This is a genomic window from Nostoc sp. (genome assembly GCF_036917655.1).
GTDB lineage: Bacteria > Cyanobacteriota > Cyanobacteriia > Cyanobacteriales > Nostocaceae > Nostoc.
Genome location: NZ_JBALCY010000018.1, coordinates 1 through 17,364, shown reverse-complemented (window position 1 = coordinate 17,364; position 17,364 = coordinate 1). Strand labels below are relative to the sequence as shown.

General features: G+C 43.3%; 19 protein-coding genes and 1 tRNA gene. 14 read left to right on the top strand and 6 right to left on the bottom strand.

What is annotated here, in order from left to right; translation table 11 throughout:
* Nucleotides 1-61: 61 nt before the first annotated feature.
* Nucleotides 62-994 carry a DnaJ domain-containing protein gene (locus V7K30_RS10025; protein WP_334998900.1) on the top strand — a complete coding sequence of 311 codons (933 nt, stop codon included), beginning with the start codon at nucleotides 62-64 and terminating at the stop codon, nucleotides 992-994.
* 125 nt (nucleotides 995-1,119) lie between these two features.
* Nucleotides 1,120-1,443, top strand: coding sequence for a DUF1825 family protein (locus tag V7K30_RS10020; RefSeq protein WP_334998899.1), 324 nt, complete (start codon nucleotides 1,120-1,122; stop codon nucleotides 1,441-1,443).
* 71 nt (nucleotides 1,444-1,514) lie between these two features.
* Here the strand turns inward: V7K30_RS10020 and V7K30_RS10015 are convergent, their stop codons facing one another.
* A complete protein-coding gene (locus V7K30_RS10015) occupies nucleotides 1,515-3,440 on the bottom strand; it encodes a transglycosylase domain-containing protein (RefSeq protein ID WP_334998898.1) in 1,926 nt (641 codons plus the stop codon).
* A 173-nt stretch (nucleotides 3,441-3,613) separates the two neighbouring features.
* On the opposite strand from V7K30_RS10015, the gene tyrS reads away from it, so the two are divergent.
* The 6 genes from tyrS to gmk all read left to right on the top strand — a co-directional run bounded on the left by tyrS (nucleotide 3,614) and on the right by gmk (nucleotide 8,137).
* Nucleotides 3,614-4,804: a tyrosine--tRNA ligase gene (tyrS, locus tag V7K30_RS10010; protein WP_334998897.1), complete on the top strand. Its 1,191-nt coding sequence runs from the start codon at nucleotides 3,614-3,616 to the stop codon at nucleotides 4,802-4,804.
* Between the two features lie 21 nt (nucleotides 4,805-4,825).
* On the top strand, nucleotides 4,826-5,545 hold the full coding sequence (pyrF, locus tag V7K30_RS10005) for an orotidine-5'-phosphate decarboxylase (RefSeq protein ID WP_334998896.1): 720 nt from the start codon (nucleotides 4,826-4,828) through the stop codon (nucleotides 5,543-5,545).
* A 32-nt stretch (nucleotides 5,546-5,577) separates the two neighbouring features.
* Complete coding sequence (locus V7K30_RS10000) at nucleotides 5,578-6,228, top strand: hypothetical protein (protein ID WP_442941057.1); 651 nt, start codon at nucleotides 5,578-5,580, stop codon at nucleotides 6,226-6,228.
* Between the two features lie 42 nt (nucleotides 6,229-6,270).
* Complete coding sequence (locus tag V7K30_RS09995) at nucleotides 6,271-6,720, top strand: DUF29 domain-containing protein (protein ID WP_334998894.1); 450 nt, start codon at nucleotides 6,271-6,273, stop codon at nucleotides 6,718-6,720.
* 377 nt (nucleotides 6,721-7,097) lie between these two features.
* Nucleotides 7,098-7,364 carry an extracellular matrix/biofilm regulator RemA gene (gene remA, locus V7K30_RS09990; RefSeq protein ID WP_334971332.1) on the top strand — a complete coding sequence of 89 codons (267 nt, stop codon included), beginning with the start codon at nucleotides 7,098-7,100 and terminating at the stop codon, nucleotides 7,362-7,364.
* A 173-nt stretch (nucleotides 7,365-7,537) separates the two neighbouring features.
* Complete coding sequence (gene gmk, locus V7K30_RS09985; protein ID WP_334998934.1) at nucleotides 7,538-8,137, top strand: guanylate kinase; 600 nt, start codon at nucleotides 7,538-7,540, stop codon at nucleotides 8,135-8,137.
* Nucleotides 8,138-8,229: 92 nt separating this feature from the next.
* Here gmk and V7K30_RS09980 read toward each other — a convergent pair whose 3' ends face one another.
* The 3 genes from V7K30_RS09980 to V7K30_RS09970 all read right to left on the bottom strand — a co-directional run bounded on the left by V7K30_RS09980 (nucleotide 8,230) and on the right by V7K30_RS09970 (nucleotide 9,707).
* Complete coding sequence (locus V7K30_RS09980) at nucleotides 8,230-8,751, bottom strand: photosystem I reaction center protein subunit XI (RefSeq protein WP_334998893.1); 522 nt, start codon at nucleotides 8,749-8,751, stop codon at nucleotides 8,230-8,232.
* A 272-nt stretch (nucleotides 8,752-9,023) separates the two neighbouring features.
* Nucleotides 9,024-9,173: a photosystem I reaction center subunit IX gene (psaJ, locus tag V7K30_RS09975; RefSeq protein WP_334998892.1), complete on the bottom strand. Its 150-nt coding sequence runs from the start codon at nucleotides 9,171-9,173 to the stop codon at nucleotides 9,024-9,026.
* Nucleotides 9,174-9,212: 39 nt separating this feature from the next.
* On the bottom strand, nucleotides 9,213-9,707 hold the full coding sequence (locus V7K30_RS09970) for a Photosystem I reaction center subunit III (protein ID WP_334862157.1): 495 nt from the start codon (nucleotides 9,705-9,707) through the stop codon (nucleotides 9,213-9,215).
* 272 nt (nucleotides 9,708-9,979) lie between these two features.
* Between V7K30_RS09970 and tsaD the strand changes: the two genes are divergently transcribed.
* On the top strand, nucleotides 9,980-11,029 hold the full coding sequence (tsaD, locus tag V7K30_RS09965; RefSeq protein WP_334998891.1) for a tRNA (adenosine(37)-N6)-threonylcarbamoyltransferase complex transferase subunit TsaD: 1,050 nt from the start codon (nucleotides 9,980-9,982) through the stop codon (nucleotides 11,027-11,029).
* Nucleotides 11,030-11,093: 64 nt separating this feature from the next.
* On the opposite strand, the gene V7K30_RS09960 is transcribed toward tsaD, so the two are convergent.
* Both V7K30_RS09960 and V7K30_RS09955 read right to left on the bottom strand, forming a co-directional pair.
* Entirely contained in the window at nucleotides 11,094-12,005 is a 912-nt protein-coding gene (locus V7K30_RS09960) for an alpha/beta fold hydrolase (RefSeq protein WP_334998890.1), read from the bottom strand.
* Between the two features lie 146 nt (nucleotides 12,006-12,151).
* Nucleotides 12,152-12,871, bottom strand: a complete 720-nt coding sequence (locus V7K30_RS09955) for a hypothetical protein (RefSeq protein ID WP_096591211.1) — start codon at nucleotides 12,869-12,871, stop codon at nucleotides 12,152-12,154.
* Nucleotides 12,872-13,296: 425 nt separating this feature from the next.
* Between V7K30_RS09955 and V7K30_RS09950 the strand changes: the two genes are divergently transcribed.
* From V7K30_RS09950 to V7K30_RS09930, 5 genes are all read left to right on the top strand, one after another.
* Nucleotides 13,297-13,848 carry a GNAT family N-acetyltransferase gene (locus tag V7K30_RS09950; RefSeq protein ID WP_334998889.1) on the top strand — a complete coding sequence of 184 codons (552 nt, stop codon included), beginning with the start codon at nucleotides 13,297-13,299 and terminating at the stop codon, nucleotides 13,846-13,848.
* A gap of 300 nt (nucleotides 13,849-14,148) precedes the next feature.
* A tRNA-Pro gene (locus V7K30_RS09945) sits at nucleotides 14,149-14,222 on the top strand.
* A gap of 570 nt (nucleotides 14,223-14,792) precedes the next feature.
* On the top strand, nucleotides 14,793-15,638 hold the full coding sequence (locus V7K30_RS09940; RefSeq protein ID WP_334998888.1) for a Tic22 family protein: 846 nt from the start codon (nucleotides 14,793-14,795) through the stop codon (nucleotides 15,636-15,638).
* 25 nt (nucleotides 15,639-15,663) lie between these two features.
* The gene (gene prmC / locus V7K30_RS09935) at nucleotides 15,664-16,554 is read left to right on the top strand and encodes a peptide chain release factor N(5)-glutamine methyltransferase (RefSeq protein ID WP_334998887.1); all 891 of its coding nucleotides are present in this window, start codon (nucleotides 15,664-15,666) and stop codon (nucleotides 16,552-16,554) included.
* 516 nt (nucleotides 16,555-17,070) lie between these two features.
* On the top strand, nucleotides 17,071-17,208 hold the full coding sequence (locus V7K30_RS09930; RefSeq protein ID WP_334998886.1) for a hypothetical protein: 138 nt from the start codon (nucleotides 17,071-17,073) through the stop codon (nucleotides 17,206-17,208).
* Nucleotides 17,209-17,364 lie beyond the last annotated feature (156 nt).

Sequence of the window (17,364 nt, the reverse complement as noted above, 5' to 3'; positions counted from 1 at the left end):
CATGACTGTGCATTGAGCTTTGATGCTAATTTTAAGTTTTTAACGGATCTAGATTACTGCCATGTCACAGACCTTCCTACCGCCAGAATGGCTTGAAAAGCTTTGTGATCCTTACGCTGTGCTAGGAATTTCTGTGAGTGCTGATGATCGTCAGATTTTTAAACGCTATCACACTTTAGCGAAGCTGCTACATCCCGATCGCTATACCAAAAGCTGCAATCCAGACCAAGAATTAGCAACGGCAATATTTAGCCATTTAATCAATCCAGCTTATGAACAATTGAAACATCGACACAAGCGCTTTATTGCCATAGCTATGCTGCGATCAAACGCAAGAGTCTTACAGCAGCAAGCTTTATCTTCTCAAAGTGCCATAGCTCAGGAAATTATGGAAATGTCTGCACCCCAAGCAGAATTATTTTACGAAGAAGCGATCGCCTGCTATGCAGAAGCTCAACACAAATCACTCCATCAGTTTTATCAAGTTACACAACAAATTAGTATACTAAATTTAGTTTACTTACAGTTGCATAAAACTGACCTGTTCTTACCGCAAAAAGCTGTTTGCATCATCCCTGAGGTAGAAGTCAAACCAGTTGAATTGACATTAGATGAAAAAACTAATGTCAAACCAGTTTTGACAAACTACGCTCAACGTCACTACCAGCGAGCTATTGAGTACGTCAGGCTAGCCAACTGGACTCTAGCCGTGCAAGAATTGCGCGATGCCATCAAGTTAGAGCCAAATAACAGCGACTATTATGCTTTATTAGGTTTGGTACATCTCCAACAGAAATTGATCGGCATGGCTAGGGTTTACATCCGTCAAGCCTTAAAACTGAACCCCGAAGATTCACTAGCTTTGAAATACGCTCCTGGACTGAAAATTCAACCGGGTGAAAACATTAATCCTAAATCAATGGCTAAAGCTGTAAGTATTGCGGCTTTATTAAGTCGGTTTAGCGAGGGGAAACGTTCTCAAGTCAAGTGTTGAAATTTCGGTAACAAACCGTACTAAAACCGAAGCTTTGTGACTAGATTACTCCCCTAGACTAAAATAAAAATAGAAGTAAAACTATTAAGCTACTGAGTCTGGGCACTCAGTTTAATATAAGCAATATGGGATTCTTCGATTCTGAAATAGTTCAGCAAGAAGCAAAACAGCTGTTTGAGGATTATCAAGCGCTGATCAAGCTTGGCAACGGCTACGGAAAATTTGACCGCGAGGGCAAAAAGCTATTTATTGAGCAAATGGAAGCCATGATGGATCGGTATCGCATCTTTATGAAGCGCTTCGAGCTATCAGAAGATTTCATGGCACAAATGACAGTAGAACAACTGAAAACGCAATTAAGTCAGTTCGGTGTCACCCCGCAACAAATGTTTGATCAAATGCACCTCACTTTAGAACGGATGAAATCCGAGCTAGAAAAACAGGCTTAGTCAATTTTAGATTTTGAATTTTGGATTTTGGATTGGCAATTAATCCAAAATCTAAAATCTAAAATCTAAAATTATTGTGACTTGGGACGAGAAAACTGGGAAGTTGGCTTGAAGTTTTCTACTGGTACGTTCTTAAGTGCCTTCTCCATAAAATCTTTCCAAATGGGAGCGACCATAACACCACCTGTTGCATGGTCAGCTAATTGTCTGCTGTCGTCTCTCCCTACCCAGACAGCAGTTGTTAACTGTGGCACAGTACCAACAAACCAAATATCCTTTTCTGATGATGTTGTTCCCGTCTTCCCTGCGGCTGGGCGACCGATCGCAGCACCTTTACCTGTACCTTCAGAGATTACCGATCGCATCACATCGATAATGGCTGCTGATGCCCAAGGATCGAGAACTAGCTGGGGTTTAGGGGTATTGTCTAGCAGCACGTTACCACTACTATCGGTGACGCGGGCAATTACAGTTGGTGGAGATTGCCAGCCATAATTAGCAAAGGTAGCATAGGCACTAGCCATTTCCAGAGGAGTGACACCAATTGCCCCAAGTGGCAAAGAAGACACAGGTTCCATCGGACTCATAATCCCCAAAGTCCGGCAGGTTTCTATGACTCTATTCATCCCCACAGCCTTACCAATTTTGATCACGGGAATGTTGCGCGATTGGGCTACAGCTGTGCGGATTGCCATCTCTCCCCTAAAAGTGCCATCATAATTTCTGGGAAAGTACCAACCGTTACCATCTCGATAGCTAACTGGGGCATCTAATACCGTTGAGTCCGGCGTATATTTACCACTAGCAAAAGCAGTATAATATACAAACGGTTTAAAAGAAGATCCGGGCTGGCGTTGAGATTGAGTTGCCCGATTGAATTCACTAGTCTTAGAATCTATACCACCTACCAGTGCTTTGATAAAATGTGTGCGCGGATCAATTGCTACCAGGGCCATTTGATTCTTAGATAATCCCTGCTCTAGTAGTAATTTATGCCACTTCGTGACGGTTTCCTCTGCCATCATTTGGAAGTTGGCGTCAACTGTAGTTTGCACCCGCATCCCGCCTTTGAGTAGTGTCTCACGCCCAAACTTCTTAGCCAACTCCTGCGCTACGGTATTGGTTACATAAGGTAGGGCACTACCTTGAAAGGATTTGATTCTACCAAGTTTGATTTCTTGCTTGAGGGCATCGTCGTACTCTGACTGGTTGATCCAATTCAATTCCAGCATCCGTCCCAGCACTTCTTTTTGTTTCTGTTTTGCTAGCTTCATGCTCACAAACGGACTGAATTCTTCTGGTGCTTGAATCAAACCCGCCATCATTGCTGACTCACCCAAGCTTAAATATTCTGCTGATTTATTAAAGTAACTGCGGGCTGCTGTTTGTACACCATAATTGTTATGACCCCAATAAACTTGATTGAGGTACATTTCTAAAATTTGGTCTTTATTGAGAATTTGTTCTAACCGAATTGCTAGCACCGCTTCTGCTAACTTCCGGGTAAAAGCACGCTTGCGAGACAAAAACAGGTTTTTTACCAATTGCATAGTAACAGTAGAGCCACCCTCTTTGACTCCGCCTGCTACAGCGTTAACTACTACAGCCCGCCCAACGCCCACGGGGTTAATACCGTGGTGATCGTAGAAGTGGCTATCTTCACTTGCCAACACCGCCCGTTTAAGATTCGGGGAAATTCTATCTAGGGGTACGACTTCCCGGTTGGCTTCCCCGTGAATACTCGTTAAGAGTTTGCCTTTAACGTCATAAATGTAAGTTGTTTCTGAGGGAAAGAAGTTACGTAGCTGTCTCACATCTGGCAAATTACGGAAACTGATGGCTAAACCAACCAGTCCTCCGGCTACAATGGAACTTGCCAGCATGGTGATTGAAAGGAGAGTACCGCCAGTTACCTGACCGACTCCTTTCAAAAACTCAAAACCTGATGAAGCCCGACGCTGTGGCTGTTTATCTTCAAAAGTCCTAGACGACGACACGGCTATTTCACTTCCTCACTTGTAAATTTAACTGTAATTGATTGGGCGAAGCAAGGCGGTTAGTTTTTTGCAATTATAGTAGTTTGGCAGATGAGAAAGCGGATAAATTGCCAGTGTTTATAACCAACTTAACTTCTAGTGTGCAAAACATAGCTAATAATGAGTCTCCTAGTATGACGCAAGATTTTGCTTGGCTGCGTCGTGGTGTAGTAGAAGTTTTTCCACAATCAGTTGATGTTAACAGCGAAAGTCTAGAAAAACGCTTGCTAACTACAAAGCAACCTTTGAGGGTCAAATTGGGGATTGACCCTACAGGTACTGATATTCATCTCGGTCATAGCATACCAGTACGAAAACTGCGAGGATTTCAAGATGCAGGCCATATAGCAGTTTTAATTATTGGCGATTTTACAGCCCGGATTGGTGATCCAACTGGTAAATCTGAGGTGCGTCGTCAGCTGACAGAAGCAGACGTAGCGCAAAATGCTCAGACTTATCTTGACCAAGTACGTCCTATCTTGGATTTTGACACACCAGGAAGGTTGGAGGTGCGCTATAACTCCGAATGGCTCTCTAAGCTCAACTTAGAGAAAATTTTGGAGTTACTCTCCACGATGACGGTGGGGCAGATGTTGGCGAAGGAAGGATTTGCCGATCGCTATAAAAAAGAGAATCCGATTTTTATCCATGAGTTCCTGTACCCGTTAATGCAAGGTTTTGATTCGGTTGCAGTTGAGGCAGATGTGGAATTAGGTGGCACTGATCAGAAATTTAACATTGCTGTAGGCAGAGATTTGCAGCGCCATTTTGGTCAAAAGCCCCAATTTGGGATGCTGTTGCCAATTTTGATTGGCACAGATGGCGTGCAAAAAATGTCTAAGTCTTTAGGTAATTATATCGGATTGTCAGAACACCCAGGACAAAAGTATCAAAAGTTGCAAGGAGTTCCCGATCATCTCCTGGAACAGTATTTTGAACTGTTGACGGATTTACCTTTGGATAAACTGCCAGAAAATCCCCGCGATCGCCAAACACTCCTAGCATGGGAAGTTGTCAAACAGTACCACGGCGAAATCGCAGCCCAAGAAGCGAAAGAAGCTGCACAAAGCGGCGGCAAGGAAGGTGCAGTTCCAGAATTCTCTCTAGCTGAGGTATCGCAGTTCCCCGCTAAATTAGCTTATATTCTCAATGTCAGTGGCTTGTGCAAAAGTACCGGGGAAGGAAAGCGGAAAATTCAAGAAGGTGGGGTGCGCTTAGATGGCGATCGCATTACCGATGTTGATACTACTTTTGCTTCTGCGGCTGAGTTACAAGGTAAGGTTTTACAAGTTGGGAAAAATAAGTTTGTGCGCTTAGTACCTTAAATGGGGAGTGGGGAATCGCAAATGAACGCAGAACAACGAGTTATAGTGCCTTTGGATGTGCCGGATGAAGAAAGGGCGATCGCTCTTGTGGAGCAACTTCCGCAAGTGGTTTGGTGGAAAGTCGGCTTAGAGTTGTTTACCAGCACTGGCCCGAAAATTCTGGAAGTGCTGAAATCTAAGGAAAAGCGCATCTTCCTGGATTTAAAGTTTCACGATATCCCTAACACAGTCGCTGGTGCTTGTCGTAGTGCTGCTCGTTACGGGGTGGATTTGTTGACAATTCATGCTCCATCTGGTATGGATGCTCTCAAAGCCGCAACAGAGGCGGCACAGGAAGGGGCAGCCCAAGCAGGTGTAAAACCGCCTAAATTAATTGCCATTACTTTGTTAACGAGCATTTCTGCTAGACAGCTGGCGTTTGATTTAAAGATTCCCCTAGAATTACCAGAATATGCCCTAAAAATGGCGTTGCTGGCTCAAGAGGCGGGATTGGATGGGGCAGTTTGTTCGCCGCAAGAAGTGGCACAACTACGACAAACTTGTGGAGATGACTTTTTGCTAGTTTGTCCGGGGGTTAGACCAACTTGGGCTGATATTGATGATCAAAAGCGATCGCTCACCCCAGGCGAAGCTATTAAAGCTGGTGCAGATTATCTAGTAATTGGGCGTCCCATCACTACTGCTACTGAGCCGGAGTTAGCCTGGAAGAGGATTTCTGAGGAGTTAACCACAGTGGCATGAAGCTAAGAGTCAGTAAGAAAATGGGCGATAGGATGCAGGGTGTTGGGGAGAAAAATCTTGCCTCTTCGCTCAGGAAGAAAAATTATAGTTGGCTTTTAGCTTGTGGCTTCTGGGTTTTAGGATCAAATAACCAAGCTTTACCAGCGTTCTCGACAAACCTCACCCCTAAACCCTTTGCGATCGCAGAAAGGGAAAATGTCAACGACGGGGTGAAGTCTTTGTGTTCTGAGCAAAATTTAGAAACATTAACTGTACAGCTACTGCAAGATTTGCCTAGTTATACCAACCGTGTTAGTCAACGCGCCCGTCGCCTCAGTAGAAGCGGTGATGTTTACAGTTATATGCTAGTGGCAGGAAGACCTGAGTTTACTCCTCTACCCCTTAACCTTGAAGAATATAGTGCAGATGCGGCTAAAAGCTCTGCATCAGGCGTTGAGCAAGTTTTCTTTACTACCTTGGAGCGGCAGTACATAGGAAAGAAAGCGGTAGAATTGCAGGAATTCCACTGGCTGTTGTTGACTAAAACTACAACAGGTTGGCGTTTAGTGATGATGTTTTCTCAAATTGCTTCCCATTCAGCACAGCAGCCACTATCTCCGCCACGTGATAGTAGTAATGGTGCGATCGCTCAAGCGGTTAATGCTTGGTTACGTGATTGTCAAGCTGGAAGTGTACGTCAATAAAACCTAATTCCAAATCTTCGTAAATTAGGAGAATATTAAATAATGTCTAAAATACTCACTCAAATTCTTTATGAACAGGATTATCACTTGTGGTTAGAAACTACGTTGAAACAATTGCAAGAACGAGATTTAGAGCATCTGGATTGGGAGCATTTGATTGAGGAGATTGAAAGATTGGGTAATGAACACAAACACAAGCTCGAAAGTTATCTACTGCAACTTCTCAAACATCTGCTTTTGTATCAACATTGGAGTCTTCCTGGATGTAAAAATCATTGGGAAGTGGAAATTGATAATTTTCGGGTGGAACTCAGGAAATTAACCAAATCTAAAAACCTCTACAACTATCTGCTCACAGTGGTTGAAGAAGTCTATATTGATGTGCTACGACAAGCAAAAAAGAAAAGTGGATTGAATTGTTTTCCGCAAACTTGTCCTTATAGCATTGAGCAAATTTTAGATGTGGATTATTTACCACCATTTATTTATTGATCAGGTGTACAAGTAAGAAAAGTTTTGATGAATAAGCTCAAACGCTTTATTGATAAGAGTTTTAAGAGCTATTACTAAGAAACTGCTCTGGCGCGGACTAGCTCCTTGTTAAAGGTAGGCAAACTTCCGCCACAGTGTACTAGTTCCTAATCCTTTTATAAATGTACATCACCTAACTAGCTTGTATCAGTGGAATTGCACATATATCTTTGGGAAGATTTTCAGGAAATATAGCTGATAAACAGCTAAAAAAAGCAGACATTATTTAAAAACGAATGCTGGCTTGAATTTAAGCGTTGTAACTCCCGTTTTTTGGCGATAACATGGGAATAAGTTTATTTCAAGCTTCTCAAACCGCGTTTAGCGTCAGTTTTTTTATGGACATTCAGTTAATCAACATCGGCTTTGGTAACATCGTGTCTGCCAACCGAGTAGTTGCCATTGTCAGTCCAGAGTCTGCCCCGATTAAGCGGATTATTACCGATGCACGGGATAGAGGTCAACTGATTGATGCAACTTACGGTCGTCGGACTAGAGCTGTAATTATCACCGATTCCAGCCACATAATTCTGTCAGCGATTCAGCCGGAAACGGTAGCGAATCGCTTTGTGATTTCCCGCGATCATCAAACTGTAGATAATTGACTAGCAGTAGATTAACAATCCCACTTCTATTTGCACCATAGCGGCAGTACCATGTGAATTAGACAAGTTTTCTGTCACCCTTGCTACAAATTCTTTAGTCACTAGTGGACTTGTCCAGGAACACAAGACTAATAAATAATATCTATTGATTGATTGATTCACAGGTTGAAGGGATGATGCCAGTTTTACCCATTCAGAGTAGTGCTACTACCGAAGAATGCTTACATTTAGGCAGGTTGATTGTTTTAACTGGCCCCAGTGGGGTCGGTAAAGGTACTTTAATGCGATCGCTCTTACAACGTCACCCGGAACTATATTATTCCGTATCCGTGACGACTCGTTCTCCCCGTCCAGGGGAAATCGATGGCAAAAATTATTACTTTATCAGCCGCAATAAGTTTGAACAATTAGTTGCTGAAGGTGAATTTTTAGAATGGGCAGAATTTACTGGTAACTATTACGGCACTCCGCGGGAAGCTGTACTTAACCAAATTAATTCCGGTAAGTTGGTGGTGCTGGAAATTGAACTAGAAGGAGCAAGACAAATTCGTGCTTCCTTCCCCAGTGCCCTCAGAATTTTTATTTTACCGCCTTCCTTTGATGAATTAGAGAAACGGATACGCTCTCGTGCCCAAGACTCTGAAGAAGCGATCGCTCGTCGTCTACTCCGCGCCCAAGAAGAAATTCAAGCCGCAGATGAATTTGATATTCAAATCGTTAATGACGATTTTGAAACTGCTTTAAATGATATTGAAGCTGTTTTGTTTAAATAAGTTAGGAGCGGAGCCGGAGATGCTCCGCCTCCGGTTAAGAGTTAGAAGTTATGAATTTAAACTCCTAACTCCTAACTCCTAACTCCTACTAATTAACCAAATAGACCTTGAATTAGTGCCAAATTACTAGTCAAAAAGTAAGCAACTACTGCACCACCAATACCACCAATCAAGAAATAAAAGGCGAAGTCGTTCCAGCTTTCTTTAGAGTTAAAAGCATCTGCTGGAGGTTTGGGTACGGTAACGCTAGGAAGTGCTTTGGGCGGATTGCTATTCGCATATAGGGATAGAGCGCCGGTGAGGGCAACAACCAAGCCTATGGCTCCTAATAATCCAGCTAAGTTAGCATTAGCTGTGTCCCGCAGTGGGCCCAATTTGGCAAAGGGGCCAAATATCCAGTAACCATGAGCCATACCAACTTCTACCGCACGTCTACTAGCGCTAAGACCTGGACGATAGGCAGGTAAGTTATTAATGAACCACTTGCTCAAGGGAGAAGCATTAATCGGGGTTTCTAGGTTGCCTAGCTGTGGATCGCCGAATGCGGGAAAAACAACTTCCCGATTTCTGGGATCGCTGGGGAGATTCTTTGATGCATCTACTGCTTGTGCCATATTTTATGTTCGCCTCTAAATTAAAATGGTGGCATTTTTATATTAATAATAATTGTAGCTAAATATGTCTTTTAGCTAGGAAGTTTAGAAAAATTAATTTAGCTAGTTTAAAAACTTTGAAACTCGCGATCTGTAAACAGAATCACGAGTTTCAAAAAACCATTTTTGCTGCCTATTTTGGTGATAATTCTGCCTAACTAAGCTGAATAAATCAACTACACAATATTAGGCAAAAAACAAGACATTCAACTTTTCCAAATCTCATTTTCCACTTATGGCAGTGGGTGGAAAAGTAGATCGGGGAAAAACAGGTTGAATTCAATCAAGATAACTGCTGTGATGGACAGCCAGATGGTAGCTGCCACGGGCGCTGTGGAAAGAAATTTAATCAAATAAGCTGATTGGTCGCCTTTGTCTGCCATGAATTTAGTCTCCTAGACGAATGAATTAGTTAAGCTGATTTAGCGTGGCGAAATAGGGATTTCTGAATCCTTCGCTGCTAATTTGCCAGAGAGAAGTTCTTGGACTGCTGCTACTGGCCAAGTAAAGCCTGACGCCATTATGGGTAGTGCCAAACCAAGATCGATTTGGATTTCTTTTAGTTCAGTGTCAGATTCCTTTTTAATCGCTTGCAGATAGGCACGACCTACCCAGCCAATCCAACCAGCAATATATAGAAACAGAATGCTGGGGATCAAAAAGTCACCAGCACGATCCAAACGACCATCAACAATCAAGTGGGGATAGCCCTCAGGACCGCACAGCGCCTGAGAATAACGCTCAAACCGCTTTCTCCCGGATTCCGGGTCAGCGGTGGTATTACGGGCATTAGCTGCTAGCTCTTGAAAAGCGGGATTGTCCTTGCACGGTGTCAAATTAGCCCCTAAAGCTTGTGCTGGGGAGGCAAAATTGAACCAAAGACAAATCGCTAACATCAAAGCAAACAATCGTCGCATAGAGTTGTTTCCTTTTACTACAAAACAAAAAGTTCTTTGTACAAAACGAAGCGGCTTGTACAGTTGTTTATTTGCATAACTAGGAAGTCATCATACTCTTGGGTGGGAACCGAGTAAAGTTTAAGTAAATAAAAGTTAAAGCTTCTCAACCAAGTCTTTATCGAGTGCTAAGTGGTGAGTAACGAGTCTTGAGTATAAGAATTGTTGTTGTAGGGTAGTAAAGAAGCAAGATTTTGTCTCTACTACTCAAAACTCAGCACTCAGCACTCTCAATGACAACCGTTTTAGCAATAGAAACCAGTTGTGATGAAACAGCCGTCGCAATTGTTAACAATCGTAAAGTTTGCAGCAGTATCGTAGCCTCGCAAATTCCAGTCCATCAGCAGTATGGCGGGGTAGTGCCGGAAGTAGCGTCTCGCCAGCACTTGGAAACGATAAATGTTGCGATCGCACAAGCCCTAGAGCAAGCCCAACTAGACTGGGGAAAAATTGACGCAATTGCCGCCACTTGTGCCCCTGGACTCGTAGGAGCGCTGTTGGTGGGGTTAACTGCTGCCAAAACCCTAGCGATGGTACACAACAAACCATTTTTGGGAGTTCATCACCTTGAAGGTCACATTTACGCCACTTATTTGAGCGAACCAACTTTAAATCCCCCTTTCTTGAGTTTATTAGTTTCTGGCGGACATACAAGCTTGATTTATGTCAAGGATTGTGGTAATTACGAAACCTTGGGACAAACCCGTGATGATGCTGCGGGTGAAGCCTTTGATAAAGTGGCGCGATTGTTAAAGCTGGGTTATCCGGGTGGGCCAATAATTGACAAGTTGGCACAACAGGGCAATCCTCAAGCCTTTGCCCTACCAGAAGGAAAAGTTTCTCTACCGGGCGGGGGGTTTCATCGTTATGATACGAGTTTTAGTGGGTTAAAAACGGCTGTATTACGTTTGGTGCAGCAGTTAGAGAAAGATAGTGGACAAGTACCAGTGGCAGATGTAGCAGCTAGCTTTCAGGAAACCGTAGCGCGATCGCTGACCAAAAGAGCGATCGCTTGTGCCCTAGACTATGGTCTAGACACAATTGCCATTGGTGGCGGTGTAGCAGCTAATAGCGGGTTGAGAAAAAACCTCCAAGCCGCCGCCGTTGAACATAACCTACGCGTCCTATTTCCCCCTCTGCAATTCTGTACTGATAACGCCGCCATGATCGGCTGTGCCGCCGCTGACCATCTATCCCGTGGTCATACATCCCCCCTCACGCTGGGCGTTGAGTCTAGGTTAGCGCTTACCCAGGTGATGAAGTTGTATCACCCTGAGTCGTGAGGGGCATCAGGGGCAGGGGAGCAGGGCAGAAAATAACCAATGCCCAATGCCCAATGCCCAATAACTATAGACTTTTGACTATCGACCGGATGTGATCAGCCACTGCATCCGGCTGTTCCAACATAGCCAGGTGTCCGCAATCAGGAATTTCCAAAACATTGTCACCACAATATTGGAACAGTCTGTGAAAGCTAGCTAAATGACGTACATATTTGGGTTCCATAACTTTATCTTCGGCACCAGCCAAAAAATAAACTGGCTGCTTCAATTGGGATACTAGCTCAGGTAAACGATTGATTTCCTCTTCAGTTGTGGAGTCTAGCAGAGTTCCCAGAGCTGCTTCCGGGTCAGCCACAACGAAAGCAATCAGCCGCTGACGTGCCCAATAGCGCTCCAAAGGATGTACCACACTGGCTCTAGTAAACAGCAAATCAATCAAAGGCACTTGGGACAGCCAACGCGGACGGACTTGCAAGAATTTCTGACCCGCCGAGCGAAACTGCTCAAAGGCTTCTTTGAGGTAAATACCACCACCAGCGTTGATACAGATAACTCCCTTAACACACTCAGGTATTTGATCTGCTCCCCAAAGAGCGATCGTGCCTCCCAAGGAGTGACCAATTAGCCAAGCACTGGTAATATTCAGCTGTTTCAGGAGAATTGCTAAATCCTGAGCATAGGCAGCAGGAGTATAAAGAGAATCGATTGGTGAGCCAAGCGCACTATTGGAGATGGGCATCAGACTCAGAGACGTTTGTGCCCGACTAAAATCGGTTTTTACCTGGGATTGGGATTCACCAAAACCCCGCAAATCATAGGAAAGGCACTGCAAATCATCTGATAGGCGGGAAATCACAGGTTGCCAATATCCACGGCTATTGAGCCAACCGTGGATAAATACTAAAGCATGGGGGCAGGAAGTGGGAGCCGTTAGCTCGTATGCGTGTGGAACGCCCAAGATTTCGATAGTTGCCATACTTATATCGTACCCCTAAGGGCGGGTGCGACTAAATACGGAATTAAGAAGAGAGTTAGGAGTTAGGAGTCAGAAGTGAGGAGTTGTTAATTTTTAACTCATAACTCCTAACTCCTAACTCCTAACTGATTAACTCCTCACTTTTTTCATTTACCCAGCAACCTCTGTCGCACCCCTTCGGCAATTTTGTGACCGAGATATTCAGGAATGAGGCTTTCATTCGGCCCCAACAAGTAGAGAATTAGCCGTGTACGTCCACGCCAAACCAATAAATTGGCATTGACTACCAGCAGGTCTTCCTGCCAGATGGCGTACATCACTTTGTAGAATAATCCTGGTTGATTATCGGCTTCAATCACTAGGGCAGGGAGATGAAAGACCGGATCGACATAGAACTCAGTTTGTACCTGCTCTAAGCCAGTGTCAAGATTGAATTCCACTGCCAGCATTTCTTCTACCTCAAACCGACCTCCTAAAGCCTCGCGAATGGCACGACACACATTATCTGCGGTTTTCTCGGTCAAGGCTTTACTACCACGAGACACCAACAGTTTGATAAAAACTAACATCGGCGGACGGATCTGACCGTATAGACTCAGACCGTGGATAGTCAACCCATAAGCTGCTAGTACACCAAAAATATCGCTGAGGAGAAAAGACTGGTTGCGGTAAGCAAAATGCAAGGCACTTTTGCTACCTTCCGGTTTCAGCTCAATAACAGCGCGTCTAGTTTTATAAAGACGGTAGGCTAGCCGTAAATTTTGCAGTTGAATCTCACTGCTGACGAATTGCTCATAAAACTGGGGAAACGCTCGGTTAAAGCGCTTTAGGAGTTCCAGTGTCGAAGATTTTAAACCAGAAGCCATTGTTAAGGGTAAGACTCGCTTGCTTTCGTCACCTGGGGGCTGGGTGTTGGGGACTGGGGACTAGGGAAGAATTTTCCCAAATAATCCCTTGTATACAATTCACTCCTAAGCTAACGTGCATTTAAGCTCTATACGAGCAATTGCCAGGATTAGGTTTTTCCATTTTGAATGCGTGAATTTTGAATTTTGAATTGCTTGTATCCTTACCCTTTTGGTGAATTTCTCCTAGCCTTTACAACAAAATGCTAAAGTTGAAAATGATTGGTGTGAAACACGCTCTAACTGGCTGTTACCATTGCAAATCCCGAAAGCAACCGAAAAAATTTGAGTGTAAGGGGTAGTAAATGGGGGTAGCTGTGTTAAACGTGAATCAACACTCCTGAGAGTGGAAACCAATTCAGTTATACTACCCGAACCACGTTGGCATGGGTTTTTGGAAAACTTGGTTTAGTACTCCTGAATCTGTAGCGACAACTAGGACAAACCCCTTTGAAGAGCATACAGCGGATGCTGCGGGCAACTCTAACCCCAGCAGCATTAGCGAAGCTTCTTCAAAGGAAGCTCGCATCGTCTTCAGCACGGAGCGAGACATTGACCTGTATGAGCTAGAAGAACTCTGTGATGCAGTTGGCTGGTCGCGTCGTCCTCTAAGAAAAGTGAAAAAAGCTATTGAGCATAGTTTTCTTGTCGCCTCAATGTGGCAGGTGAGAGGAAACCAAAAGCGGCTCATTGGTTTTGCCCGCGCTACCTCAGATCACGCGTTTAATGCCACTATTTGGGATGTGGTGGTTCACCCAGACTTTCAAAGTCAAGGACTGGGCAAGGCACTGATGAAATACGTTCTCAAAAAACTTAGGAGTGAAGAAATTAGTAATGTTACTCTCTTCGCCGACCCGCATGTTGTAGATTTCTACCGAACTATGGGGTTTATGGCTGATCCAGAAGGCATCAAAGGTATGTTTTGGTATCCTCACTAGCGCTCAATCCAAATAAAACCCGATTCGCACAATAAAATTAGGTATAATAGTATAAATCTATTATTTTGATTTGGTTTGGCAAGGTTTAGCCGACGAACGAGCAAGTATATATCTTGTAAAACTAAGTCGGCAGAAAAACCTTTATCAGTGTAATGATGTAATCTAGCTCGTCTTTACAGAAAATAAAATATATTAGGCATGAGCCGTGTTATCTGATATGATTAATTTAATGCTTTTGTGAAAGCGCGATCGCTTTGATGGTAAATTAAAACCAAACCGCAAAAAGCAGATAAGTCTAACCGGGATGTAGCGCAGCTTGGTAGCGCGCCTGCTTTGGGAGCAGGATGCCGCAGGTTCAAATCCTGTCATCCCGATTTAATTAATATAGTTAACAGTTAGGGTGGATTAACTAGAGTTTTCTTGCTAAGATGTGCAATTAAATTGTACATTTTTAGGCAGAAGATCAATTAGGCTGTTCTGATGTTGGGTTGGCTGTTGAAGCCTAACAGGCAAATTTCCTCCTTAAGCAGTAAGATGTTCCTGAGACTGAGCTTTGTATAGATGTATAGATTTGAGAAGATATTAAAGCAAGCGCAGATGGAACGATTGATTAACTAACAGCGTCACCCGATATTAGAAAAAGCCGATAAAATGGCATTTATCATCTCCAAGGTCGAGAGGTGGAGAGACTTTTAACTGTTTGAAAAGACATATAATAGGCATCTACAGCATTTGGTGGTGAATAGCAAAGCGAAATCGAAAAAAACACAACTTGAACACAGTCAATTTGTGAAAACGATAATATAGCAACCCTAAATAGTTGTGGAATATTGGATTTTGACCGTTGACGGTTAACACTCAACCTCAACGCGCACAATGAATTTTTCACAACTGAAATAGATTGCTATATAACTAAAGCTAGTTGGTGCTGTGCAAATCCAACCATGTTTAATTTAATTGGATTATTGATGCGAGGAGCAGTCATGAAATCATTTATTCGTTTGGGCGCAACATTGGGTATAGCTGGCAGTGTATTTTTAGCGGGACTTTCAGGAATAGGCAATCTACCAGGAATAGGCAATCTAGAGGCGATGGCATTGCCACAAGATCAGGTAGTGAAAAAGCTTCAAGAAGTGCCTGTATTCACGCTCACCAATCCTAAAGGCGAATTCGTAGTTCTTTCGAGGAACAACGCATCCAAGCCTGTCTCTCAAGTGGGATTTTTTATTAGCAAGCAAGATGCTCAAAAATTCCTTGACAATCGGCTCAAAAAAGAAAATCCCCAATTGGCAAGTACGCTACAGGTAAGACCTTTGTCCTTGGCAGACTACTATAAAATAGTCCAAGAAAGCAAAAAGAAATCAGACTCTGTAATTTATACTTTAGTGCCGACGCAAGAACAGGTAGCATCGGCAACTAGTATGCTGAATCAAAATGGTAAAAAAGGGCAGCAATTCAATGGTATTCCCTTATTTGTACCCAAATTTAAGAAAGATAATAGCTATTTGACCATTCCCGTCCCCAAAGGCAACGAGCGATTAATCCCTTTCTTTTTTGAGAAAGAGCAAGCAGTGGCTCTGTTAGACCAATTCAAAAAAGCCGTGCCAAAGGAAGCAGACAACACTGAAATCCAGGTGGTGGATTTGTATGGTGTTATGGAGGCTCTAAATAGCAGCAACGATCCTGGTATAAATAAAATTGTTCTGTATCCATCGCGGGAGTCCATCAATTTTATTCGCTCGCTTGCGCCGAATCAATCACCAGCGGCTGCGCCCGCTCCGAAAAAATAACGGACATACACTCCAAGGTTGAGGCATGGGGGAGAAACATCTGATAGTTTCTGGTTTACAACTTTGGCAGTGGCGGAATGCAGCTCACCAAGCAGCAGGAGCCACTGATGTCCCACCAATGGAGGTAGATTGGCTGCTCCAAGAGGTAGCTGGGTTAGACCGCTTGGCACTGCGTTTGGAGTCTTTTAAAAACTGGCCGCAAATTCAGCTGCAATTGCCTCTAGAAGAGTTAGAGCAGTTATGGCAGAGGCGATTAAACGATCGCTTACCAGTGCAGTACATTGCCGGAGTTACACCTTGGCGTCAGTTTAAAATCGCGGTATCGAGTGCGGTTTTGATTCCTAGACCAGAAACAGAGTGCTTAATTGATTTAGCTGAAGCATCTGCTAGCAATACTTCAGGACACTGGGCAGATTTAGGGACTGGGAGTGGAGCGATCGCTATAGGATTAGCAGATATCTTGCCAAAAACAACAATTCATGCTGTTGATTACAGTTTAGAAGCTTTGGCGATCGCAAGAACCAACGCCCATAATTTGGGTTTTGCTGACCGGATTAAATTTTATCAAGGTTCTTGGTGGGAACCACTGGCATTTCTCAAAGGTCAGTTCAGTGGTATGGTGTCGAATCCTCCTTATATACCCACCAGTACCTTACCTACTTTGCAACCAGAAGTAGTTAACCATGAACCACATCTAGCTCTGGATGGTGGCGGTGATGGCTTGGATTGTATTCGCCATTTGATAGAAATTTCTCCTAGCTATTTGCAACCGGGTGGCGTGTGGTTAATTGAGATGATGGCAGGACAGGCGGATGCAGTGCGAGAACTTTTGCAAAATCAAGGTAGCTATTGTAAGATTCAAATTCACGCTGATTTAGCTGGAATTGAACGCTTTGCACTTGCTTATAGAAGTTAGGGTTCCCCTTGCTCAATTTGGCTATCTCCATCTGTTTGAGCAATTCCAATATCACTGGAATATCATCAATTGCAAGAGAACTTATTTCCACTGTTTCCCCCATACCTGCACCCGAATCAATCAACTGCTTCCTAGACTCCCTTGATTACTAAACCGTCAATCAATTTTGGATTTTAGATTTTAGATTTTAGATTTTAGATTGAAAAGAGCAATCAAGTCAGGGGCAAGTCAAGTAATTTTAGATAATAGAATTATTCTCGCGTTTAAATTCGGGGGCAACTCTTACAAGACGCTGCGCGAACAGACCTGTTTAAATTTTGGATCTTGAATCTTCAATGCCATTTTCCAAAATTTAAACATCGTAAATTCGGTAATGCAATTGGGTTAGAAAATACATCTATTCCTTTTCCCTCAAGGCATTAATTTCTCGTTTTCCTGATATACAAGTGCTTTGTAAGCTCCAGTATATAGATAATAGAAAAAGTGCTAGTAAGAGAGCCTTTATTCAGGAAAAAATTGCTTGTTATTCTGAATACCTTTACCAATAAGGTAGACATAGTTTTTATCAAACGCACTCTTGAAGTATTGGGTTTAGCTTGGGATGTTAAAGTTCCCACGCTAGGAATGATTGAAGCGAAAAAAACTGCTAACTAATTTTTAGTCTAACTTTTGGAGGATCTATGCTTTTTCAACAAACTGAAGCTTTGAGAGTATCTAAGTAAGTCGGCACGAAAAAACCAAACTATGTGAAGATAAGTAAATACGGAAAATGCATCTACCGAGGTGACTAAGATATGGGCGCTCGTTTAA

What these genes read in the sequence shown, in the direction of transcription:
- gmk (WP_334998934.1), top strand. Translation starts at nt 7,538, where the DNA reads ATGATGCCAGTTTTACCCATTCAGAGTAGTGCTACTACCGAAGAATGC.
- remA (WP_334971332.1), top strand. Translation starts at nt 7,098, where the DNA reads ATGGACATTCAGTTAATCAACATCGGCTTTGGTAACATCGTGTCTGCC.
- V7K30_RS09995 (WP_334998894.1), top strand. Translation starts at nt 6,271, where the DNA reads ATGTCTAAAATACTCACTCAAATTCTTTATGAACAGGATTATCACTTG.
- V7K30_RS09940 (WP_334998888.1), top strand. Translation starts at nt 14,793, where the DNA reads ATGTTTAATTTAATTGGATTATTGATGCGAGGAGCAGTCATGAAATCA.
- pyrF (WP_334998896.1), top strand. Translation starts at nt 4,826, where the DNA reads ATGAACGCAGAACAACGAGTTATAGTGCCTTTGGATGTGCCGGATGAA.
- tsaD (WP_334998891.1), top strand. Translation starts at nt 9,980, where the DNA reads ATGACAACCGTTTTAGCAATAGAAACCAGTTGTGATGAAACAGCCGTC.
- V7K30_RS09950 (WP_334998889.1), top strand. Translation starts at nt 13,297, where the DNA reads ATGGGTTTTTGGAAAACTTGGTTTAGTACTCCTGAATCTGTAGCGACA.
- V7K30_RS09970 (WP_334862157.1), bottom strand. Translation starts at nt 9,707, where the DNA reads ATGCGACGATTGTTTGCTTTGATGTTAGCGATTTGTCTTTGGTTCAAT.
- prmC (WP_334998887.1), top strand. Translation starts at nt 15,664, where the DNA reads ATGGGGGAGAAACATCTGATAGTTTCTGGTTTACAACTTTGGCAGTGG.
- psaJ (WP_334998892.1), bottom strand. Translation starts at nt 9,173, where the DNA reads ATGGCAGACAAAGGCGACCAATCAGCTTATTTGATTAAATTTCTTTCC.
- V7K30_RS09955 (WP_096591211.1), bottom strand. Translation starts at nt 12,871, where the DNA reads ATGGCTTCTGGTTTAAAATCTTCGACACTGGAACTCCTAAAGCGCTTT.
- V7K30_RS10000 (WP_442941057.1), top strand. Translation starts at nt 5,578, where the DNA reads ATGCAGGGTGTTGGGGAGAAAAATCTTGCCTCTTCGCTCAGGAAGAAA.
- tyrS (WP_334998897.1), top strand. Translation starts at nt 3,614, where the DNA reads ATGACGCAAGATTTTGCTTGGCTGCGTCGTGGTGTAGTAGAAGTTTTT.
- V7K30_RS10020 (WP_334998899.1), top strand. Translation starts at nt 1,120, where the DNA reads ATGGGATTCTTCGATTCTGAAATAGTTCAGCAAGAAGCAAAACAGCTG.
- V7K30_RS09980 (WP_334998893.1), bottom strand. Translation starts at nt 8,751, where the DNA reads ATGGCACAAGCAGTAGATGCATCAAAGAATCTCCCCAGCGATCCCAGA.
- V7K30_RS09960 (WP_334998890.1), bottom strand. Translation starts at nt 12,005, where the DNA reads ATGGCAACTATCGAAATCTTGGGCGTTCCACACGCATACGAGCTAACG.
- V7K30_RS10025 (WP_334998900.1), top strand. Translation starts at nt 62, where the DNA reads ATGTCACAGACCTTCCTACCGCCAGAATGGCTTGAAAAGCTTTGTGAT.